This is a genomic window from Leifsonia sp. CL147, from assembly GCF_900114565.1.
Lineage (GTDB): Bacteria > Actinomycetota > Actinomycetes > Actinomycetales > Microbacteriaceae > Leifsonia.
In genome coordinates this window covers 12,969-33,676 of sequence record NZ_FOTM01000013.1, presented here as the reverse complement: position 1 = coordinate 33,676, position 20,708 = coordinate 12,969, and the positions used below count along the sequence as shown (strand labels likewise).

At 68.5% G+C, this 20,708-nt stretch carries 21 protein-coding genes and 1 tRNA gene; 16 read left to right on the top strand and 6 right to left on the bottom strand.

The genetic code is table 11. The annotated features are described in order from the left end of the window. Positions 1-26: 26 nt before the first annotated feature. The 6 genes from BM287_RS11915 to BM287_RS11890 all read left to right on the top strand — a co-directional run bounded on the left by BM287_RS11915 (position 27) and on the right by BM287_RS11890 (position 4,853). Positions 27-1,217 carry a DNA polymerase III subunit delta' gene (locus BM287_RS11915; protein WP_090039934.1) on the top strand — a complete coding sequence of 397 codons (1,191 nt, stop codon included), beginning with the start codon at positions 27-29 and terminating at the stop codon, positions 1,215-1,217. Next, positions 1,214-2,770, top strand: a complete 1,557-nt coding sequence (locus BM287_RS11910; RefSeq protein WP_090039937.1) for an alpha/beta hydrolase — start codon at positions 1,214-1,216, stop codon at positions 2,768-2,770. The genes BM287_RS11915 and BM287_RS11910 overlap by 4 nt, the downstream gene beginning before the upstream one ends. Before the next feature lie 64 nt (positions 2,771-2,834). Beyond that, positions 2,835-3,557 (top strand): TetR family transcriptional regulator, encoded by a 723-nt coding sequence (locus BM287_RS11905; RefSeq protein ID WP_090039940.1) that lies wholly within the window; start codon positions 2,835-2,837, stop codon positions 3,555-3,557. A 79-nt stretch (positions 3,558-3,636) separates the two neighbouring features. Beyond that, positions 3,637-3,712: transfer RNA gene (locus tag BM287_RS11900), tRNA-Thr, on the top strand. 342 nt (positions 3,713-4,054) lie between these two features. Continuing rightward, on the top strand, positions 4,055-4,510 hold the full coding sequence (locus BM287_RS11895) for a prevent-host-death protein (RefSeq protein ID WP_090039942.1): 456 nt from the start codon (positions 4,055-4,057) through the stop codon (positions 4,508-4,510). A gap of 1 nt (position 4,511) precedes the next feature. Continuing rightward, on the top strand, positions 4,512-4,853 hold the full coding sequence (locus BM287_RS11890; protein WP_090039945.1) for a hypothetical protein: 342 nt from the start codon (positions 4,512-4,514) through the stop codon (positions 4,851-4,853). 183 nt (positions 4,854-5,036) lie between these two features. Here the strand turns inward: BM287_RS11890 and BM287_RS11885 are convergent, their stop codons facing one another. The 3 genes from BM287_RS11885 to BM287_RS11875 form a co-directional block, all read right to left on the bottom strand. After that, positions 5,037-5,411, bottom strand: coding sequence for a type II toxin-antitoxin system death-on-curing family toxin (locus BM287_RS11885; RefSeq protein WP_170857532.1), 375 nt, complete (start codon positions 5,409-5,411; stop codon positions 5,037-5,039). A gap of 11 nt (positions 5,412-5,422) precedes the next feature. Continuing rightward, positions 5,423-5,650, bottom strand: a complete 228-nt coding sequence (locus BM287_RS11880; protein ID WP_090039953.1) for a hypothetical protein — start codon at positions 5,648-5,650, stop codon at positions 5,423-5,425. A gap of 165 nt (positions 5,651-5,815) precedes the next feature. After that, positions 5,816-6,577 carry a GntR family transcriptional regulator gene (locus BM287_RS11875; RefSeq protein ID WP_090039955.1) on the bottom strand — a complete coding sequence of 254 codons (762 nt, stop codon included), beginning with the start codon at positions 6,575-6,577 and terminating at the stop codon, positions 5,816-5,818. 120 nt (positions 6,578-6,697) lie between these two features. Here BM287_RS11875 and iolC point away from each other — a divergent pair, with 120 nt between their 5' ends. The 9 genes from iolC to BM287_RS11830 are packed head-to-tail and all read left to right on the top strand — an operon-like array spanning position 6,698 to position 16,313. Continuing rightward, positions 6,698-7,678, top strand: a complete 981-nt coding sequence (gene iolC / locus BM287_RS11870; protein ID WP_090039957.1) for a 5-dehydro-2-deoxygluconokinase — start codon at positions 6,698-6,700, stop codon at positions 7,676-7,678. Continuing rightward, on the top strand, positions 7,678-8,595 hold the full coding sequence (locus tag BM287_RS11865; protein ID WP_090039959.1) for a class I fructose-bisphosphate aldolase: 918 nt from the start codon (positions 7,678-7,680) through the stop codon (positions 8,593-8,595). The genes iolC and BM287_RS11865 overlap by 1 nt, the downstream gene beginning before the upstream one ends. Positions 8,596-8,625: 30 nt before the next feature. Continuing rightward, on the top strand, positions 8,626-10,164 hold the full coding sequence (locus BM287_RS11860) for a CoA-acylating methylmalonate-semialdehyde dehydrogenase (RefSeq protein ID WP_090039961.1): 1,539 nt from the start codon (positions 8,626-8,628) through the stop codon (positions 10,162-10,164). Further along, entirely contained in the window at positions 10,164-11,075 is a 912-nt protein-coding gene (gene iolB / locus BM287_RS11855) for a 5-deoxy-glucuronate isomerase (protein WP_090039964.1), read from the top strand. Before BM287_RS11860 ends, iolB begins: the two co-directional genes overlap by 1 nt. Further along, positions 11,075-13,018: a 3D-(3,5/4)-trihydroxycyclohexane-1,2-dione acylhydrolase (decyclizing) gene (gene iolD / locus BM287_RS11850; RefSeq protein WP_090039966.1), complete on the top strand. Its 1,944-nt coding sequence runs from the start codon at positions 11,075-11,077 to the stop codon at positions 13,016-13,018. Before iolB ends, iolD begins: the two co-directional genes overlap by 1 nt. After that, positions 13,015-13,926 carry a sugar phosphate isomerase/epimerase family protein gene (locus BM287_RS11845; protein WP_090039969.1) on the top strand — a complete coding sequence of 304 codons (912 nt, stop codon included), beginning with the start codon at positions 13,015-13,017 and terminating at the stop codon, positions 13,924-13,926. Before iolD ends, BM287_RS11845 begins: the two co-directional genes overlap by 4 nt. 40 nt (positions 13,927-13,966) lie before the next feature. Continuing rightward, entirely contained in the window at positions 13,967-14,977 is a 1,011-nt protein-coding gene (iolG, locus tag BM287_RS11840; RefSeq protein ID WP_090039972.1) for an inositol 2-dehydrogenase, read from the top strand. Then, positions 14,974-15,762: a TIM barrel protein gene (locus BM287_RS11835; RefSeq protein WP_170857535.1), complete on the top strand. Its 789-nt coding sequence runs from the start codon at positions 14,974-14,976 to the stop codon at positions 15,760-15,762. The genes iolG and BM287_RS11835 overlap by 4 nt, the downstream gene beginning before the upstream one ends. Further along, positions 15,750-16,313 carry a dihydrofolate reductase family protein gene (locus tag BM287_RS11830; RefSeq protein WP_090039977.1) on the top strand — a complete coding sequence of 188 codons (564 nt, stop codon included), beginning with the start codon at positions 15,750-15,752 and terminating at the stop codon, positions 16,311-16,313. The genes BM287_RS11835 and BM287_RS11830 overlap by 13 nt, the downstream gene beginning before the upstream one ends. Before the next feature lie 23 nt (positions 16,314-16,336). Here the strand turns inward: BM287_RS11830 and BM287_RS11825 are convergent, their stop codons facing one another. From BM287_RS11825 to BM287_RS11815, 3 genes are all read right to left on the bottom strand, one after another. After that, complete coding sequence (locus BM287_RS11825) at positions 16,337-17,152, bottom strand: ATP-binding cassette domain-containing protein (protein WP_090039979.1); 816 nt, start codon at positions 17,150-17,152, stop codon at positions 16,337-16,339. Further along, on the bottom strand, positions 17,149-18,192 hold the full coding sequence (locus BM287_RS11820; RefSeq protein WP_090039982.1) for an ABC transporter permease: 1,044 nt from the start codon (positions 18,190-18,192) through the stop codon (positions 17,149-17,151). Before BM287_RS11820 ends, BM287_RS11825 begins: the two co-directional genes overlap by 4 nt. Positions 18,193-18,262: 70 nt before the next feature. After that, on the bottom strand, positions 18,263-19,246 hold the full coding sequence (locus BM287_RS11815) for a sugar ABC transporter substrate-binding protein (protein ID WP_090039985.1): 984 nt from the start codon (positions 19,244-19,246) through the stop codon (positions 18,263-18,265). Positions 19,247-19,529: 283 nt separating this feature from the next. Between BM287_RS11815 and BM287_RS11810 the strand changes: the two genes are divergently transcribed. Beyond that, positions 19,530-20,699, top strand: coding sequence for a Gfo/Idh/MocA family protein (locus BM287_RS11810; protein WP_090040025.1), 1,170 nt, complete (start codon positions 19,530-19,532; stop codon positions 20,697-20,699). Positions 20,700-20,708 lie beyond the last annotated feature (9 nt).

Here is a 20,708-nt window from a genome sequence, read left to right as displayed (position 1 = left end):
CGCCGGTGCCAGCTAGCCTGGACACCATGACGGTGTGGGACGAGCTCACGGGGCAGGACGAGGCGATCGAGGTCGTCCGTGCGGCCGCGGCCGGCTCTGCCGCGGGCGCCGGGGCCGGAGCTCCCGGCCGGGGCATGACCCACTCCTGGCTGATCACCGGGCCGCCCGGCTCCGGCCGCTCCAACCTGGCGTACGCCTTCGCCACGGCGCTGCTGAGCCCTGGCACACCGGAGGGCGACCTCGCCGCACAGCGGCAGGTGGAGGCCCGGACGCATCCCGATCTGGCCGTGCTCAGCACCGAGCGCGTCATCATCTCGATCGACGAAGTGCGCTCCCTGGTCGCCAGCTCGCAGTTCTCGCCCTCCGTCGGCCGGTACCGCGTGATGGTGATCGAGGATGCCGACCGCATGACCGAGCGCACCTCCAACGTGCTGCTGAAGGCGCTCGAGGAGCCGCCGGAGCGGACCGTCTGGATCCTGTGCGCCCCCAGCGAAGCCGACCTGCTCCCGACCATCCGCTCCCGCGTCCGCACCGTGCGGCTCCGCGTCCCGAGTGTCGGCGACGTCGCACGGCTGATCCAGCGACGGGATGGGGTGGATGCGGAGACCGCGGAACGTGCCGCCCGCCACGCGCAGAGCCACATCGGGATGGCGCACCGCCTGGCGACCCACGAGGAGGCGCGTCAGCGGCGCGAGCGGACGCTGGAACTGGCGCTCGGCATCCGCTCGGTGTCCGACGCCGTCCGCGCGGCCGCGACGCTGCTGGAGATCGCCGGCGCCGATGCCAAGGCGATCACCGAGGAACGGGATGCGGAAGAGCGCGAGCACGCGCTGCGGTCGCTCGGCATCGAGCCGGGTGGGACCATCCCGCCGGCCCTGCGCGGGCAGCTCCGGCAGCTCGAGGAGGACCAGAAGCGACGGGCGACGCGCAGCCTCCGCGACGGCATCGACCGCATCCTCGTCGACCTTCTCTCGCTCTATCGCGACGTGATGATGATCCAGCTCGGCAGCGACAGCGAGCTCGTGAACCTGGAGCTCCGGCGGGAGCTGGATGCTCTCAGCGCGCACACCAGTCCCGCCGCTACGCTCGCCGCGATGGATGCCGTCACTACTGCGCGCGAACGCATCGAGGGCAACGTCGCACCCGGCCTCGCGCTCGAGGCCATGCTGACCACGATCCTGCGCGGTGCGACCGCGCGAAAGGGGAACGACCTGTGACCACCCGCTCCGGCCGTCCCGCGCGGAGGCGCGCTGTACGCACGGCGGTCATCGCCCTCGCCGCCGTCGTCGCGCTGACCCTCAGCGGGTGCGTCACCTGGTTCCTGCCCGCCAAGACGGCCACCACCTCCAGTCCTGCCCCGGACAAGGTCTCGGCCGCCCTCCAGCCGTACTACAGCCAGGTGCTCCACTGGACGAGCTGCGCCAGCGGAAAGCAGTGCACCACCGCCCGTGCACCGCTCGACTGGAACGACCCCGGAGCCGGCGAGATCGAACTGGCGCTCATCCGGCAGCAGGCAAAGGGGACCAAGCAGGGCTCCCTCCTCACGAACCCCGGCGGCCCCGGCGCCTCCGGCTTCGACTTCGTGAGGGACTCGGTCGACTTCGTCGCCGACGCCCAGCTGCAGAACCATTTCGACATCGTCGGCTTCGATCCGCGCGGAGTCGGCCGCTCGACGGCCGTCAAATGCTACGACCCCAAGCAGATGGACGAGTACTTGTACGGGATCACGCCGGGTGTGCGCGGGTCTGACCAGTGGATCGCTGAGAACGCGACCATCGCGAAGGACTTCGGGCAGGCCTGCCGGCAGAACACGGGTGCCGCGCTGCCGAAGGTGGACACGGTGAGCGCGGCCCACGACCTCGACCTGCTCCGCGCGGTCCTCGGCGACACGAAGCTCAACTACCTCGGCTACTCCTACGGCACCTACCTCGGCGCAGTGTACGCCGGGCTGTATCCGGGGAAGACCGGCCGGCTGGTCCTCGATGGGGCGCTCGATCCGGCGGCCAGCAACTTCGACGTGACGGAGGTGCAGGCCAAGGGCTTCGAGAGCGCGCTCCGCGCCTACCTCGTCAGTTGTCTGGCCAAGAAGGGTTGTCCGTTCCAGGGCACGGTCGACGGCGCCATGACGACCGTCGGACAGCTCCTGGCCGCGTTGGAGAAGTCCCCGATCCGGAACTCGGACGGGCGCGAGCTCGGCGCCAACACCATGGTCACCGCGATCATCACCCCCCTCTACGACGCCACCGCCTGGTCCTACCTCGACAAGCTCTTCGACTCGGTGATGAAGGGGAGCGCGTCCGTCGCCTTCCAGCTGGCGGACACCTACAACGACCGCAACTCCGACGGCACGTACGCGGACAATTCGACCGAGGCGTTCGTCGCCATCAACTGCCTCGACTACACGTACAACGCGGATCCCACCGTGATGCGTGAGCAGGCAGCCGAGCTCGCGAAGGCGGCTCCCGTCATCGGCCCGTACATGGCCTACGGCGATATCGGATGCGCCAACTGGCCGTACAAGGCGACCGGTGACCGCGGCCCGATCTCGGCGAAAGGCTCCGCGCCCATCCTCGTCGTGGGCACCACCAACGACCCGGCGACCCCCTACGTGTGGGCGAAGAACCTCGCGTCCGAGCTTCAGAACGGACACCTCCTCACGTACAAGGGCGAGGGGCACACCGCCTACAACAAGTCGAACCAGTGCGTGAACGGCGCGGTCGACGATTTCCTGGTGAAGGGCACCATTCCTGCGAAGGGCACGACGTGCTGAGCGGGAGGCTGCAGCTCAGAAGCGCGAGTGGTGCAATTTTGCAGAGGGTGAAATAATCGTAAGCGTGTCTGCGGCCCCCGATTCCACCCTGAGCGAACTGGGACTGCGCGAGCGCAAACGCATCGCGACCCGCCGGTCGATCCAGCTCGCCGCGGTCGAGCTCGCCAGCAAGCGAGGTTTCGACCGCGTCACCATCGACGAGATCAGTCACGTCGCCAACGTCTCGCCGCGAACCTTCTTCAACTACTTCCCCTCGAAGGAGTCCGCGATCATCGGCGAGCTGCCCGAGCTCCCGGACGCGGAGAGCATCGAGCGCTTCGTCGAGGCCGGACCGGCGGAGCCGATCCTCGAGGGCATCTGCACCCTCCTGATCGCGGCGATCGACATCGGCGACATGGGCGGCGTCGCAGGCGGCAGTGACGCGGGCGGCGAGGACCAGGAGGGCGAGGCGAGCATCGGCCCGGTGAGCGTGCAGCACCTGCACACGCTGCGCCGTGCGCTGTTGAAGGACAACCCGGAGCTGTTCGCCCTGCGGATGGCGAGCATGCACTCGTTCGAGGATGCGCTCAGCGGCGTGGTCCAGCTCCGGCTCTCCCACGACGACCCGGTGCTCGCGGAGGACCCCGAGGCGCTGCACCAGCGGGCGCGCCTGGTCACCTACGTCGCCCTCGCGGGGATGCGCCACGCCTGGTCCTGCTGGGCGGACCACGGCGGCGTCGAGCCGCTGTCCGACGGGCTGCGCAGTTCGTTCGCTCAGCTCGCCGAACTCGGCACGCACGTCCACTGACCGGAGCGTTGGTGGTCGTCACCACCGGGACGGATCGGGTAAGCTATCTGACTGTGCGCCGGGCGAAAGCCCGGCCCACGCCGCCCTAGCTCAGTCGGCAGAGCATCTCACTCGTAATGAGAAGGTCAAGGGTTCGATTCCCTTGGGCGGCTCCACAATCCCCGTAGTTCTGCGGAACTAGGGGATTCCTTTATGTCTGAACACGCTCGGTTCACGATCTACTCACGAGAAACGGCACGCCACCACGGGGGAACGGTGCGCTACTTGCCGCGTTCCAGCCCCGCCCGACGTGCGAAGGCCTCCGCGATAAGTGCGCGCGCCTGCGCACCCAGAGGGATCTGATGAGCACCATTTGCATAGGGAGGGGCATGACGGTGCGATACCAAACCTCCGAGATTGTGTCCGGGGGTGTTTCCTTGCTGTGTGGCCGCTGGCGCCTGAATGAGCATTCGCACCGCAGGCTTCATTCAGAAGAAGTTCTGAACTAGCATGGGGGCATGCTCACCCTCGACCAGCCCGAACAGGTCTTTCAGTCCTCCGACCTCAGCCGCCACGCCACGCGCGTGTTCGCGGCCGCCGAGGTCCACCCCGTCGAGGTCACCCGCCGCGACGGTGAAGACCTCGTGCTCATGTCCAAGAGCGAAGCCTCCGCCCGCAAGAGCCTCCTCCAGCTGGCCAGCACGCTCATCGGTGTAGCCACCGACACCCGGGGCACGCTCAGCGAACGGATGGCCGACGCGCTGCCCTGGATGCTCGCCCTCACCACCGAGGACCGCGAAGCGTGCGCCGGAGAACTACTCGCCGCCGCCCGCGCATCCTTCTCCACAGGGCAAGCGCACCTTGCCGTCGCCGCACTCAACTCCTGGCTGGAGACCGCAACCGCTGTGGCCGCCGGCCTCGGCGCCGAACCCATCGAATGGCTCGACCAAGGCGTCGACGTGGAGCGACCGTAGGTTGGCCCGCGAGAAGAAGGTCGCGAGGCCGACCAAGCGCAGCGAATACAGCATCGAATTCGCCACCGTGCAGGCGCGGCGCGGGTGGACGGACCTGTGCGCCACCACCCGCAACGCCCTGGCTGACGCCTGGGACTTCCTCACCCACACACCACAGGTTGAAACGCCAAGCAACTACCGGCTCCGCGGACAGCTAGGGACCATCACCCGCGACGGCAAGGCCCACGACCGTTGGCAGCACAAGCCGACACTGAAAGGTGACGCCCGAATCTGGTTCTACGTCGACGGGCAGACCGTCTACCTAGAGCAGGTGCACACCCACCACCCCAACGCCACGAAGTAGGCGGCCGCTTCACCGCGTATCCGTAATGAGAAGGTCAAGGGTTCGATTCCCTTAGGCGGCTCCACTGTGACGACTCGTGACATCGTCGATAGCTGTGTCGAGACGACCTTGAGATGAGGAAGGATCCGGCCATCGTCCGGGCTCCTTTGTCCGGTTGCGCCAGCCGACGCCGAGGCGGAGGAGCTACCGGGGCGTGAACCAAGCAGAGAGCTGCTGAGCGATCTCGCCCACTTCCTCGATCTCGCCGGCCGCGATGGCGAGAACGACGGTGAACATCGCATCCTCGTCGTAGTGCTCCTCGTAGCCATTGAGCTGGAAGAAAAGCACGCAGAGGATCCAGCCCGTCCGCTTGTTGCCGTCGAGCAGCGCGTGATTGCGCAGGATCGAGTGCAGGAGAGCAGCGCCCTTGGCGTAGACGTCGGGGTAGGCATCCCTGCCGAACAGTGTGGCTGCCGGCCGTTCGAGTGCAGACCTCAGGAGCACCGTGTCGCGGAGGTAGTTGAGCGGTTCGCCGCCATGTACCGCCTTGATGACGAGAAGTGACTCCTCGAGAGTCACGTAACGGACGCTCAAGCGTCCCGAAGTCGCTCGAGCAGCCCGGAGTTCTCGGTCACGATGCGGTCGACCATCTGCTGCGTCGTCCTGTCGTGCGCCGCGATGTAGGCGTCGACGGCGTCGAGCACCGTGGCGGTGAAGTTCGAGTGGGTGTCATCCGCGATAGCCGACAGCGCCGCCACCTGGTCTTCCCGGAAGGCGATCAGCTTCTTGCTGCGGACGAGGGGTGCTGTCTGGCTCATTGCTCCCTCTTCTATATATAAACGTAGATCGAGTATATAGCAGCCTGGACCGGCACGGGCGTCCAACTCATCATCTGCCGATCGTAGCCCGCACGCCAGAGCGAAGCCCAGTAAGGCCCAGGCGGCTGTGGATAAGTGCTCACAGCGATGCGTGGTGAGAAGTCCCTACTTCGCGACGAGCGTCGTCTCGAAGCTGTACATGTCGGGCCGGTAGCAGTGCTGGCCGTATTCGATGGCCCGCCCCGAATTGTCGTAGGCGATGCGTTCCATGGTCAGCACGGGGCTTCCCTTCGCGATGTCGAGCAGATCGTGTTCGTCGTGCTGCTCGCGCCGGGCGCCGATCTTCTGCTTGGCGATCTGAATGGTCACGCCCCGGGCGCGGAGGGCCTGGTAGAGGCCCCGGGTCTCCAGTTGCGCGGCCGTGATGTATGCGAACTCGACGGGGAGGTAGTTCTCGAGGACCGCGACCGGAGTGCCGTCCGAGAGCCGCTGCCGGCGCACGTGGACCACCTCATCGCCCGGTGCGATAGCGAGATGCTCGGCGACGACCTCGTCGGCGGGGATGATCTCGTAGGTGAGCACGTTGGTGCCCGGCTCGTGGTTGGTCGTCCGGAGGTCCTCGTACAGGCTGGTGAGCTCGACAGGCCGGGTGACCTGTCCCTGCACCACCTGCGTCCCGATGCCGCGCCGTCGCACGAGCAGACCGCGGTCCACCAGCTCCTGGATCGCCCGGCGCACGGTCGGCCGCGAGAGGCTGAGGCGATGCCCGATCGCGATCTCGTTCTCCAGGCGGCTCCCGGCGGGGATCGATCCGGAGCGGATGGCCTCTTCGAGCCTGCTCGAGATCTGGAAGTACAGCGGTATCGGCCCGCTGCGGTCGAGATCCGCGAACAGCTCGTCCGGCCACACGGTCTCGACGTTCGACATGGTCTTCCCTTCGTGGACAATCAACCGATTGTTCCGACAATATTACCTCTCACGGCATTCGGCAGGAGGAGAAGCCGGTGCTTGTGCTATTGTTAGGACATCGTTCCGAACCGGTCATCGATGACTGTAGACGCTAGGGGAGATGTGGGCACCAGCACAGAGGCGGCGGAAGTCGTCGCCATGGGAAGACTCGGAGTCGATCTCTACCCCCTGCAAGACGGAGTGGGCCTGGAGGACGTCTCCACTTTCGGCAAGTATCTCGGCGGAAGCGCGGCGAACGTCAGCGTGGCCGCGGCTCGGCATGGCCACGCGGTCGCACTCATCTCCCGCGTCGGAGCGGACCCGTTCGGCCGCTATCTTCTGCGTGAACTGGAACGCCTGCGGGTCAGCGCCGAGGATGTCCGCACGGACCCGACGCTGAACACACCGGTGACGTTCTGCGAGATCTTCCCGCCCGACGACTTCCCGCTCTACTTCTACCGCGAGCCGAAGGCGCCCGACCTCAACATCGAGCCCCTCGACCTTCCGCTCGAGAAGATCGTGAATGCCGGGATCCTCTGGTCCACCGTCACGGGACTGAGCCAGGAACCGAGCCGGGCCGCGCACTTCGCCGCCTACCGCACGCGGGACCGCCGAGGCCACACAGTGCTCGATCTCGACTACCGGCCGATGTTCTGGGCCGACAGGGATGCGGCGCGCGAGCAGATCCAGGCGGCCCTTCCGTTCATGACCGTCGCGGTCGGAAATCGGGAGGAGTGCGAGGTGGCCGTCGGCGAGACGGACCCGGTGCGGGCGGCGGATGCGCTGCTCGAGCGCGGTGTGGAGCTGGCGATCGTCAAACAGGGTCCGCGTGGCGTCCTGGCGAAGACCCGGGACGAGACGGTCGAGGTCGACCCGTTCCCCGTGGAGGTCGTCAACGGCCTCGGAGCCGGCGACGCGTTCGGCGGCGCCCTCTGTCACGGCCTGCTGGTGGGGTGGGACCTGGAGCATGTCGTACGGTTCGCCAACGTCGCGGGGGCGATCGTCGCCACCCGGCGCGAGTGCTCGACGGCGATGCCGACGAGCGATGAGGTCGACTCCCTCCTGGTCCGGGGTCTCTGATGGCCGGCGACGTGGATGCCGCGCTCATCCGCCGCCTGCCGGAGTTGCGAGCGGAACGGCCGGAAGCGATCCGTCAGCGCCTGGTCAGCCGGCAGCGCCGGTCCCTCCTCGAGGGGGACGGCCGGCTGTTCATCATCGCCGCGGATCACCCCGCTCGCGGTTCCCTCGGCGTCGGCCACGATCCGATGGCGATGGCCGACCGCTACGGCCTGCTCGAACGGCTCGCCGTCGCGCTGAGCCATCCCGGTGTGGATGGCGTGCTCGGCACCCCGGACATCATCGACGATCTGGCTCTGCTGGGCTTGCTGGACAACAAGATCGTGGTCGGCTCGATGAACCGCGGCGGCCTGCGCGGCTCCTCCTTCGAAATGGACGATCGCTACACCGGGTTCGACGTGCCGACGATGGTCGCCTCGGGGATCGACTTCGCCAAGGCGCTGATCCGCATCAACCTGTCCGATCCGTCGACGGCCTGCACCCTCGAGACCACGGCGCGCGCCGTCACGGAGTCGAGCCGGGCGGGGCTGCCCATCATGCTCGAACCGTTCGTGAGCGTCTGGGCCGACGGTCGCATCGTCAACCAGCTCGACCCGGACTCGGTCATCGCCTCCATCGCGATCGCCTCCGGGCTCGGCGCGAGCAGCGCGTACACCTGGATGAAGCTCCCGGTGGTCGACGACATGGAGCGGGTGATGGCGGCGACGACCATGCCGACCGTCCTGCTCGGCGGCGATTCCGGGGAGGACCCCGAGGAGACGTTCGCCGCCTGGGAGGACGCCCTCACGCTGCCCGGCGTGCGCGGCCTGACCGTCGGCCGTACACTGCTGTACCCGCCCGACGGGAACGTCGCCGATGCCGTCGACACCGCGGCGCGGCTCGTGCACCCCAGCCTCAGTACTGTTACTTCCGTCCGCTGAACGGCTCGAACCCGACTGTTAGGAATCGCAATGAGCACCACCGAGACCATCGTCACCGCAGGAACCTCCGAGGGCGACCTCCCGATCGTCCCGCACTGGATCGACGGTGCCGAGCATCCGTCGAGCAGCGGGCGGACCGCACCGGTGTTCGATCCGGCGCTCGGCGTCGAGACCAAACGGGTCGCCCTCGCCGATCGGGCGGAGATCGACGCCGCGGTGGCGAGCGCCGCGGCCGCGTTCCCGGCGTGGCGGGACCTCTCGCTGGCCAAGCGCCAAGCCGTGCTCTTCCGGTTCCGCGAACTTCTGGATGCCCGCAAGGGCGAGCTCGCCGAGATCATCACCTCGGAACACGGCAAGGTGCTCTCGGACGCGCTGGGCGAGATCAGCCGCGGACAGGAAGTCGTGGAGTTCGCCACCGGCCTCGCCCATCACCTGAAGGGCGAGTTCTCCGAACAGGTCTCCACCGGTATCGACGTCTACTCGACCCGGCAGCCGCTCGGTGTGGTCGCCATCATCTCGCCGTTCAACTTCCCGGCGATGGTCCCCGCGTGGTTCTTTCCCATTGCGATCGCCGCAGGCAACGCGGTCATCCTCAAGCCGAGCGAGAAGGACCCGTCCGCGGCATTGTGGATGGCCCGCCTCTGGAAGGAGGCCGGCCTGCCCGACGGCGTGTTCACCGTTCTCAACGGGGACAAGGAGGCGGTCGACGGTCTGCTGACGCACCCCGAGGTCGCAGCCGTCAGCTTCGTCGGGTCGACTCCGATCGCGAAGTACGTCTACGAGACGGGCACCGCGCACGGGAAGCGGGTCCAGGCCCTCGGCGGGGCGAAGAACCACATGCTCGTCCTTCCGGATGCGGATCTCGACGTGACAGCGGACAGCGCGATCAACGCCGGTTTCGGCTCGGCGGGCGAGCGCTGCATGGCCATCTCGGTCATCGTCGCCGTCGAACCGGTGGCCGACGACCTCGTGCAGAAGATCACCGAGCGGATCTCCGGCCTGCGCGTCGGAGACGGTCGCCGCGGCTGCGACATGGGTCCGTTGGTCACCCGTCAGCACCGGGACAAGGTCGCCTCCTACATCGACATCGCGGCGAACGACGGTGCGACCGTCGTCACCGATGGCCGCGAGGTCAACCCGGACGGGGACGCGAACGGCTTCTGGCTCGGCCCGACGCTGCTCGACCGTGTTCCGACCAGCAGCCGCGCCTACACCGAGGAGATCTTCGGGCCCGTCCTGTCCATCGTGCGGGTCGCCAGTTACGAGGACGGCGTCGACCTGATCAACTCCAGCGCCTTCGGCAACGGCACGGCCATCTTCACCAACGACGGCGGGGCGGCGCGCCGCTTCCAGCGGGACATCCAGGTCGGGATGATCGGCATCAACGTGCCCATCCCGGTCCCGGTGGCCACCTTCTCGTTCGGCGGCTGGAAGGACTCGCTGTTCGGCGACACGAAGGCGCACGGCGCCGAAGGCGTCCGGTTCTTCACCCAGCAGAAGGCGATCACCAGCCGGTGGCTCGATCCCTCGCACGGCGGCATCAACCTCGGCTTCCCGCAGAACGACTGATGGCCGCCGACCACAACCACTGGCTGCGGCGCCGGGGTGAGCTCTCCCGAAACGGATGGGAGAGCTTCGTGGATGCGTCGGAGCCGGGCTGGCAGCACACCGGTCTGCGCGTAGCCGAGCTTGCAGCCGGCGACGAACTCGCCCTCCCCGGCGCGGGGACCGAGGCGATGGTGGTTCCCCTCGCCGGTTCGTTCACGGTCACGCACGACGGAGCGCAGGGTGCAGCGACCACCGAGTTGACCGGGCGCGCGAGCGTCTTCGACGGCGCGACCGGCGTGCTGTACCTCGGCGCATCGTCCACGGGGACGCTCACCGGCCGCGGGCGGGTCGCTGTGGCCACCTCGCCCACCGACGAGGATCGTCCGTCCCGCTACCTGGCGGCCTCCGAGACGCCGGTCGAGCTGCGGGGCGCCGGTCAGTCCAGCCGCCAAGTGCACAACTTCGGCGTCCCGGGGGCTCTGGATGCGGTGCGCCTCATCGTCTGCGAGGTCGTGACCCCGGCCGGGAACTGGTCGTCCTATCCGCCGCACAAGCACGACGAGGCCATCCCGGGCCACGAATCGCGTCTTGAGGAGATCTACTACTTCGAGGCGGCGACCGAGAGAGGCCGGGAGGCGGCGGGGGAGCCGTTCGGCCTCTTCAGCGCGTACTCGTCGGCGGCAGGCGAGGTCGAGATCGACGGCCTCGTGCACTCCGGCGACATCGCTCTCGTGCCCTTCGGCTACCACGGCCCCGCTGTCGCGGCCCCCGGCTACGACCTCTACTACCTGAACGTCATGGCAGGTCCCGACCCGGAGCGGGCCTGGCTGATCTCCGACGATCCCGCTCATGCGTGGGTGCGCGGCACGTGGGCCGGGCAAGCAGTGGACCCGCGACTCCCTTATTCCAGCGAGAAGGAAGGCCCGCGCTGATGGCGGCGACGAAACGATTGACGGTGGGCCAGGCGCTCATCGAATTCCTGGCCCACCAGTGGACGGTCGACGGCGATCATCGCGAGCGCACCATCCCCGGTGTCTTCGGCATCTTCGGGCACGGCAATGTGGCCGGCATCGGCCAGGCGCTCGCGCAGCTGAACAGCCGGCAGCCGGACCTGATGCCCTATTACCAGGCCCGGAACGAGCAGGCCATGGTGCACGAATCGGTGGGCTACGCGCGCATCCATCGCCGCCGTGGGACTTACGCGTCGACGGCGTCCGTCGGTCCGGGAGCGACGAACATGCTCACGGGCGCGGCGCTGGCGACGACGAACCGGCTCCCGGCGCTGCTGCTGCCGAGCGACACTTTCGCGACGCGGGTGGCGGATCCCGTGCTGCAACAGCTGGAGCAGCCGCACGACATCGGGCTCACCGTGAACGACGCGTTCCGGCCGCTGTCCCGCTTCTTCGACCGCGTGCAGCGTCCGGAGCAGCTGTATTCGATCGCACTCGGGGCACTGCGCGTGCTGACCGATCCGGCGGAGACCGGCGCGGTCACCATCGCGCTGCCCGAGGATGTGCAGGCCGAGACCATCGAGGTGCCGGTCGAATTCCTCGCCGACCGGGAGTGGCGCATCCGTCGTCCGCTGCCGGAGCGCGATCCTCTGGGTGCGGCCGTCGCGGCCATCCGCGCTGCGGAGCGGCCGTTCATCGTGGCCGGAGGCGGCGTTATCTACTCGGGAGCCGAGGACGCACTGCGGGCGTTCGCCGAGGCGACGGGAATCCCCGTCGGAACCACCCAGGCGGGCGGCGGCTCGATGCTCTGGAATCATCCGCAGTATCTCGGCGCGGTGGGAGCCACCGGCACCGCCGCCGCGAACCGGATCGCCGCGGAGGCGGATCTCGTCATCGGCATCGGCACCCGCTACAGCGACTTCACGACGGCCTCGCGCACGGCGTTCCAGCACCCGTCCGTCCGATTCGTGAACATCAATGTGGCCTCCTTCGACGCCTACAAGCACGGAACGGAGCTGCCGGTCGTCGCCGATGCCCGCGAGGCGCTCACCTCTCTGACGGCGGAACTGGCACGGCACCGCATCGCCGACGCGTATGCCGAGCGCATCCGCAGTGAGAAGGCCGGATGGGATGCGATCGTCGACGTCGCTCTGAAGCCGGCCGCGACGGGGCAGGCCGCAACCGGACTGCCCGGGCAGCCGGCGATCATCGGGGCCGTCCACGCCGCCAGCGATCCTCGCGATGTCATCGTGCAGGCCGCAGGCTCCCTTCCCGGGGATCTCCACAAACTCTGGCGCGTGCGCGACCCGCTCGGCTATCACGTCGAATACGCCTTCTCGTGCATGGGCTACGAGGTCGCCGGCGGTCTCGGAGTCAAACGGGGTCTGCTGGCCGCGGGGGACGACCGGGATGTGATCGTCATGGTCGGCGACGGCTCGTACCTGATGCTCCACTCGGAGCTGGTGACGGCCGTCGCGGAGCGCATCAAACTGATCGTCGTGATCGTCCAGAACCACGGCTTCGCCTCCATCGGGCACCTCTCGGAGACCGTGGGGGCCGGCCGCTTCGGGACGAAGTACCGCGCCTATGATCCGAGCGCCCGTAATTTCCAGGGGGACCAGGTCCTCCCCGTCGACCTGGCGATGAACGCGCGCAGTTACGGCGTGGACGTCATCGAGATCCAGCCGGGACCTGCGGCTCTGGATGAGCTCGGCTCCGCGATCCGGAAGGCGAAGGCAGCCGAGGGGCCGACGGTGATCCACATCGACAGCGACCCGCTGATCTACGGGCCCGACGGCGAGGGATGGTGGGATGTGCCGGTGGCGGAAGTGTCGACCCTTCCCTCGACCCAGGCGGCGCGAGCGGAGTACGAGGAGCAGCGGGCCGCGCAGCGACCGCTCCTGGGCGGAGGGGATCGGGCATGAAGGCGGATGCGGCCGGCGCGCCGGTGAGCTTCGGAGTCTTCGAGATGACGCCGGAGGGCGCCGAGACCGTCGGTCCCGACGAGATGCTGGAGATCCTCGTCCGCACGGGTTACACCGGCATCGACCTGGGCCCGCTCGGCTTCCTCGGGCGCGGAGACGAGCTGCGCCGGCGACTCGACAGGTTCGGCGTCGAGCTGGCCGGGGGATGGGTGGAGTTGCCGTTCTCCGATGATGAGGCGTTCGAGGACAGCCTCCCGGAGCTCGAGGAGGCGCTGCGCGTCTTCAGCGACGCCGCGGCATCGTCCCGGGGGCGGCTGCCGAAGCCGACGCTCGCGGACCACGGGTCCGCGGAGCGGAAGTCATCGTTCCAACGGACCGGAGGAGGCCTCGATTCCGCCGGCTGGGAGCGGCTCGCCCGGAACGCAGAGCGCGCCGCATCGAGGGTGCGCGCCGTCGGATTCGAACCGACGTTCCACCATCACGCCGGCACCTTCGTGGAAGCGCCGGACGAGATCGACCGCTTCCTCGAACTGGTGGACGTGGACCTCACGCTCGACACGGGTCATCTGCTGCTCGGTGGAGGCGACCCGCTCGAGGCCGTGCGTCGCTGGGGTCCGCGCATCAACCACCTCCATCTGAAGGACGTGGACACCGCTCGGCTGAACAGCGTGATCGGAGCGGGCGGCGGGATGACCGAGGTGTGGTCCTCCGGCGCCTTCGTCGCCTTCGGCCGCGGCGACATCGACCTGCCGGCCGTCCTGAACGCGATGGACGAGCTCGGCTACGACGGCTGGATCGTGGTGGAGCAGGATGTGCTCCCCGCGCCCGGCTCGCCCCTCGCGGAGTTCCTCCGGCACAGAGAGCACGACCAGCACGTCAGCCGCGAGTTCCTGCGGCCCTGGTGCTGACCCCGGCTGAACACAGGAACACAGGAAGACAGGAAGAACAGTGACAGAGACGCCCCTTCGGTTCGGTCTGATCGGCACAGGCAGAATCGGGCAGGTCCACGCCCGGAGCATCGCCGCCGACCCGGGGACCACGCTCGCCTGGGTCTGCGACCCCATCGTGGAGGGTGCGCGTTCCGTCGCCGCAGCCTACGGCGGGAGGGTCACCGAATCGGCGGAGGAGGTTCTGGCGGCCGGGGACGTCGACGCGGTGCTCATCGCATCCCCGACCCCGACGCATGTCGACCTGATCGGCGCCGCCGTGAGCGCCGGCATCCCCGTGCTGTGCGAGAAGCCGATCGATCTCGACATCGCCCGAGTGGATGCTCTGCGTCCGGCGGTCGCCGGCTCCGGCGTCCCCGTCGCGCTCGGATTCAACCGGCGGTTCGATCCGTCGTTCGCCGCCGCGCGCGCCCGGGTGGCGGCCGGTGAGATCGGCGAGCTGGAGCAGCTCTCCATCATCAGCCGGGATCCGTCGGCTCCCCCCGCCGCCTATGTCGCGGTCTCGGGAGGCATCTTCCGGGACATGACGATCCACGACTTCGACATGGCCCGGTTCTTCCTCCCCGACATCGTCGAGGTGCGCGCCGCCGGATCCGTCCTCTTCGACGCGGGCGCCCGCGAGCACGGAGACTACGACACCGCGGTCTCGACGTTGCTCGCCTCGTCGGGGGCGATGGTGACGATCATCAACTCGCGGCACAGCGCTGTGGGGTACGACCAGCGCATCGAAGCGTTCGGCTCCCAGGGGATGCTGCAGGTCGCCAATGCGCCGACCAGCCTCGTCAGTCTCTCCACTGCGAGCGCGGTGGAGGCCAAGCCGCCGTATCAGGACTTCTTCCTCGAGCGTTACGCCGAGGCCTATGCCGCCGAGCTCCGCGAGTTCGTCAAGCTCGTCCGCGGCGAAGCGTCGAGCAGCCCGAGCTTCGAGGACGGCCGGGCGGCGCTGATCCTGGCCGACGCGGCCCAGCGCTCCGCGGAGACGGGTCTGATCGTCCGGGTGGATGTCGGCTGATGCCCTACCGGCTCGCCGCCTCCGCGGAAATGCTCTACCTCGAACGCCCGTTCATCGAGCGGGTGCAGCGCATCCACGAGCGGGGACTCGAGGTCGAGATCTGGGACTGGTCGTCGAAGGACCTGGGCGGGCTCGCCGCGACCGGAGCGACGTTCTCGTCGATGACCGGATACCTGCGGGGCGACCTCGTCACCGAGGACGGCATCGCCGAGCTCCTCTCGACGGCCGGGGAGTCCCTGCGCGCAGCGGACATCCTCGACTGCCCGCGGCTCAACCTCCACGGCACCGGTCTCGACGCGCACGGCATCCCGGTCGTCCCCAGCCGCGAGGTCACCGGCGCGGATTGGCTCACCGCCGGTGACACGCTTCGCCGGCTGGCCGAGCTAGCCGGGGATGCCGGCAGGGTCTTCACGCTGGAGAATCTGAACACCGCGGTCGACCATCCGGGAACCCCATTCGCGCGGGCCGCAGACACACTGGCGCTCGTGGCCGCGGTCGACCATCCCGCGCTCCGCCTCAACCTCGACCTGTATCACGCGCAGATCGGGGAGGGGAATCTGGTGCAGCTGGTCCGCGATGCGTTCCCGTACATCGGCGAGGTGCAGGTGGCGGATGTCCCGGGCCGGTGCGAGCCGGGCACCGGAGAGATCCGCTACGCGCGGATAGCCGACGAACTGACGGCTCTCGGCTACAGCGGCGTCATCGCGCTGGAGAGCTGGGCGAGCGGAGACGCAGACGACGCGCTCGACGCGTTCGAGGCTACATTCGCCTCATGGCGCAGCTGATCTATGCAACGAATGTGACCCTCGACGGCTACATCGAGGATGAGAGCGGGGCGTTCGACTTCCTCCCGGTCGACGACGAGGTGTTCCAGTCCCATACCGACTTGCTGCGGTCTGTCGGCACCCTCCTGTACGGGCGGAGGCTGTACGAGAAGATGGCCGTCTGGGAGACCGACACCGGCCTCGCCGCCCAGTCGGCACCGTTCGCCGGGTTCGCCGCGGCGTGGCAGGCGCCGGACAAGGTGGTCTATTCCCGGACCCTGGCCGCCGCCTCCACCGCCCGCACCCGGATCGAGCGCGACTTCGACCCGGCCGCGGTGCGGGAACTCCTGGTCTCCGCCTCGCGCGATGTCCTGATCGGAGGCGCGGAGCTCGCGGCCCAGGCGTTCGCGGCGGGGCTCATCGGCGAGCTCCAGCTCTACGTCATGCCGCTCGTCGTCGGCGGCGGCAAGCCGGGCCTCCCGCCGGGGACGCGCGGCGCCCTCGAACTGCTCGACGAGCACCGCTTCGGCAACGGGGTCGTGCGGCTCCGCTACCGGCCGCTGGCTGACTGAGCCCGCCGGAGGACGTCAGGCCGTCACGGCGTCCGCTCGAGCTCGTGCGCGAGCGTGTCGAGCTCCGCGCCTCCGGCCATGAGACTGGTGAGCTCGGCCAGTGTGACCTCGGATTTCGCGAAGTCGCCCTGACTGGTTCCCCGGTTGAGAAGCAGGAAGCGGTCGCCGACCGGGTAGGCGTGATGCGGGTTGTGGGTGATGAAGACCACCCCGAGCCCGCGATCGCGTGCCCGCGCGATGTAGCGCAGCACCACCCCGGACTGCTTGACCCCGAGCGCCGCCGTCGGCTCGTCGAGGATCAGCACGCGGGCCCCGAAGTAGACGGCCCGGGCGATGGCGACGCACTGCCGTTCGCCTCCCGAGAGGGTCCCGATCGCCTGGTCGACGTCGCGCAGGTCGATGCCCATGTTCGCGAGCTCGGTGTACGTGATCGTCTTCATCTTCTTCACGTCGAGGCGCCGGAACGGCCCCCATCCGCGCGTGATCTCCGAGCCCAGGAAGAAGTTCCTCCAGACCGGCATCAGCGGGATGACGGCGAGGTCCTGGTAGACAGTCGCGATCCCCGCATCCAGGGCGTCGCGCGGGGACCCGAAGGTCACGGGCTGCCCATCCAGGAGGATCTCGCCATGGCTCGGGCTGTGGGCGCCCGCCAGCATCTTGATGAAGGTCGACTTCCCGGCGCCGTTGTCGCCCAGCACGCAGGTCACCTCTCCGGCGGACACCGCCGTGGAGACGCCGTGCAGTGCGTCGACCGCTCCGTACCGCTTCCCGATGTCCCGGACCTCGATGATGTGCCGGCCGCTCGCCGTGGTCGTCGTCGATGTGGTCGTCGTGCTCATCGTGAGCCTCCTGCTCGAATGCGGACCCAGTGGTTGAGCAACACGGCCAGCAACAGCATCGCGCCGAGGAAGGTGCGGAGCCAGTTGGTGTCCCACTGGGCGAAGGTGATTCCCTGGAAGACCATTCCGTAGATCAGGGCGCCGAGGGCGGCGCCCACAGCCGAGCCGAAGCCGCCGGTCAGCAGGCAGCCGCCGACGACGGCGCAGATGATGTAGATGAACTCCTGGCCGACGCCGGTGTTCGCCTGCACGGTCGAGGTGCGGAAGAGCGAGATCATCCCGACGAGCCACCCCGCGCCGGCCGTGGTCATGAACAGCCCGACCTTGGTCTTCATGATGGGGACGCCGACCTGACGGGACGAGTTCAGGGCGCCGCCCACGGCGAAGACCCAGTTCCCGGCGCGCGTGCGCAGCAGCACCCAGGTGGCGACAGCCGTGACGAGGAACCACCAGAGGACCGACACGTAGAAGGTGCCGCCGCCGATCTGGATCGAGGACCCGAACAGCGGCTGGATGGAGTCGTAGAGGGGGACGGAGGTCATGCCCTCGATCGCCACCTGGCCGGTGATGAGCTTGGTCACGGCGAGGTCGATGCCCGCGAGGACGAAGAAGGTGCCGAGCGTCACGATGAAGCTCGGGAGACCGGTCCGCATCACGAGGTAGCCGTTGAGGGCTCCCACGGCCAGGGCCACGGCGAGGGCGATGACGACGGCGATCCAGATGTTGAGCCCGTAGTGGGTGGTGAGCACGCCGACGATCAGCGCGGTGAATCCCGTCATCACGCCGGCGGAGAGGTCGAACTCCCCGCCGATCATGAGCATCGCGACCGCCACGGCCATGATCCCGAAGGTGGATGCGGACTCCAGCCACACTCCGGCGCCCGGGAGGGTGAAGAAGGTGGTCGTGTAGACGGAGAAGAAGATCATGACCGCGAGGGCGGCGACGAGCGCCCCGATCTCCGGGCGGCTGAGCAGACGACGGATCATTCCGCGATTGAGGGGCCGCCTCGTCGCGACGACCTCGATGTCGGTGGTGGTCACGGGTTTCCTTTCGTGGGCTTCGGGCGGGTGGAGCGGACCGGGTCCGCTCCACCCGCCCGAAGGGTTTCAGCTAGCGGGTGCCCTGCGCGGCGAACTTCTCGACCTGTGCCGCGTTCTCCTTCGTGACGAATGCCGGACCGGAGTAGATCGGCTGTCCGCCGCCGATGATGTTCCCGTTGATGGAGTTGAGGTACAGAGCGGTGACTCCGAGGAATCCCTGCACGTACGGCTGCTGATCGACGGCGAACAGGATCTTGCCCGCCTTGACGTCGGTCACCACGTCGGTCGAGAGGTCGAAGGTCGCGACCTTGGCCGAGCTCTTCGACTCGTCGACGGCGCCGACGGCGTCGATGGCGTACTGGCCGCCCAGGGTGAGGACGGAGTCGATGGACGGGTCTGCCTGCAGCTTCGACTTGATGGTCGCCTTGACGTCCGAGTCGTTGGTGCCGTCCACCTGGAGGTTCGTCATCGTGCCGCCGAAGGCCTTCGCCGCAGCGCTGCAGCGCTCCTCGAGACCGACGTTCCCGGCCTCCTGGATGACGCAGAGCGCCTTCTTCAGTCCGGCGGCCGCCAGCCGCTTCCCGACGGCGGTCCCGGCGACGGTCTCGCTCTGGCCGACGTGCGTGATCGCCCCGAACTCGGCGGACCGCTCGATCCCCGAGTTGATGGTGACGACCGTGATGCCCGCGGCGACCGCCTTCTTGATGCTCGCCTCAAGGCCGTCCGGGTTGGCCATCGAGACCACGATCCCGTTGACCTTCTGGGCGACCGCGTTGTCGATGAGCTGCGACTGCTTGGCCGGGTCGGGGTCCGCGTTGTAGGTGACCTTGACTCCGTAGTCGGTGCCCGCCTTCTCGGCGCCGGCCTTGACGCGGTCCCAGAAGGCGTCTCCCGGACCGGAGTGGGTCACCACGGCGTACGTGAGGTTCAGGCTGGTGGACCCGCTGGTGGTTCCGCTCGTCTTGTCTGCGGCTGCCTGACCGGTTCCGGTGCATGCAGCGAGCGTGATGCAGGCGGCTGCCGCAACAGCGGCCACTGCGAATATGCGCTTCATTATCGGGAATGTGCCTCTCTAGGGGCGCCGGCCGAGGCGACGGCGCGAGGGATGAACGTCCACGATCACCGGGCACCGGGCGGGGTCGACGGTCGCGTACGGTGCGCCGAGCGGCCCATGAGGCGGCTGCGTCATTGCTGCACCCCTCTCACGTGACGTCGGCGTCGAGATGAGTCTGAACCATGCGCGACGACGCTGTCAATAGTTTGTATGGACATTCGTTCATCAGCACCTGATAGCATCGACGCGCATCCGACGACGCATGCAGAATCAGGAGCAGAAGATGGCACAGACCCGGTCCCTCGGCGTCGGCGTGATCTCGATCGGGTGGATGGGGCGGCTCCATTCGCGGGCGTACCTGGCGGCCCGGCAGCATTTCCCGGAGCTTCCCGTCCGGGCCGAGCTGGTGGTCGCCGCGGACCCCGACGCGGCGACCCGGGCCCTCGCCACCGAGGTGCTCGGCTTTCGCGAGGCCGTCGCGGACTACCGCGAGGTCCTCGCGAACGCTGCTGTGGACGTCGTCTCGATCTGCTCGCCGAACTTCCTGCACCGTGAGATCGCGCTCGCCGCGATCGAGGCGGGCAAGCCGATCTGGATCGAGAAGCCGATGGGCAGATCCGCCGCCGAGTCCGCGCAGATCGCCCGGGCGGCAGCCGCCCGCGGGCTGGTCACGGCGGTCGGCTTCAACTACCGCCACGCACCCGCCATCGCCCGGGCCCGCGAGCTGGTCGCCGACGGCGCGATCGGCGCCATCACGAACGTCCGCGCTTCCTTCCTCGCCGATTACTCCGCCGATCCGGCCGGCGCGCTCACCTGGCGCTTCCAGCAGGAGCGAGCGGGGTCGGGGGTCCTGGGCGACCTCCTCTCGCACGCTGCCGATCTGGTGCAGTTCATCGCAGGGCGCATCGATGCGGTCACGGCGCTCACCTCCACGGTGATCGCGGAGCGCCCGCTGCCGCGCGGGGACGCCGCCAGCCACTTCAGCAAGGGCCGCGACGACGATCCGCGGGGGAAGGTGGAGAACGAGGACTACGCTGCGCTGCTCGTGCGCCTGGAATCGGGAGCGGTCGGCACGCTCGAAGCGAGCCGGGTCGCCGTCGGTCCGCGGGCCGGGTACTCCCTGGAGATCTACGGAACGGCCGGCTCCCTCCGCTGGGACTTCGAGCGCCTCAACGAGCTCGAGCTCGCCGACGACGCCTCCGGGTACCGGCGGGTGATGGCATCCCCCGGTTTCGGGGAGTTCGCCCGCTTCCAGCCCGGCGCGGGGACGAGCATGGGCTTCGACGACCTCAAGACGATCGAAGCCTCGCTCTTCCTGCGGTCGGTGGCCGAGGGCATCCAATACGCTCCCTCTGCTGCGGATGCCTGGTCGGCCGCGGAGATCGTGGATGCTGCGCTCGTGAGCGCCGCCAGCGGACAGTGGAGGACCGTCCGGCAGGTCGCGCTTCCCTAGCTGGCTGCA

Coding starts and splice junctions, on each gene's coding strand:
- BM287_RS11810 (WP_090040025.1), top strand. CDS start 19,530: ATGGCACAGACCCGGTCCCTCGGCGTCGGCGTGATCTCGATCGGGTGG.
- iolC (WP_090039957.1), top strand. CDS start 6,698: ATGACTGTAGACGCTAGGGGAGATGTGGGCACCAGCACAGAGGCGGCG.
- BM287_RS11825 (WP_090039979.1), bottom strand. CDS start 17,152: ATGAGCACGACGACCACATCGACGACGACCACGGCGAGCGGCCGGCAC.
- BM287_RS11830 (WP_090039977.1), top strand. CDS start 15,750: ATGGCGCAGCTGATCTATGCAACGAATGTGACCCTCGACGGCTACATC.
- BM287_RS11875 (WP_090039955.1), bottom strand. CDS start 6,577: ATGTCGAACGTCGAGACCGTGTGGCCGGACGAGCTGTTCGCGGATCTC.
- BM287_RS11860 (WP_090039961.1), top strand. CDS start 8,626: ATGAGCACCACCGAGACCATCGTCACCGCAGGAACCTCCGAGGGCGAC.
- BM287_RS11895 (WP_090039942.1), top strand. CDS start 4,055: ATGCTCACCCTCGACCAGCCCGAACAGGTCTTTCAGTCCTCCGACCTC.
- BM287_RS11815 (WP_090039985.1), bottom strand. CDS start 19,246: ATGAAGCGCATATTCGCAGTGGCCGCTGTTGCGGCAGCCGCCTGCATC.
- BM287_RS11845 (WP_090039969.1), top strand. CDS start 13,015: ATGAAGGCGGATGCGGCCGGCGCGCCGGTGAGCTTCGGAGTCTTCGAG.
- BM287_RS11880 (WP_090039953.1), bottom strand. CDS start 5,650: ATGAGCCAGACAGCACCCCTCGTCCGCAGCAAGAAGCTGATCGCCTTC.
- iolD (WP_090039966.1), top strand. CDS start 11,075: ATGGCGGCGACGAAACGATTGACGGTGGGCCAGGCGCTCATCGAATTC.
- BM287_RS11865 (WP_090039959.1), top strand. CDS start 7,678: ATGGCCGGCGACGTGGATGCCGCGCTCATCCGCCGCCTGCCGGAGTTG.
- iolB (WP_090039964.1), top strand. CDS start 10,164: ATGGCCGCCGACCACAACCACTGGCTGCGGCGCCGGGGTGAGCTCTCC.
- BM287_RS11915 (WP_090039934.1), top strand. CDS start 27: ATGACGGTGTGGGACGAGCTCACGGGGCAGGACGAGGCGATCGAGGTC.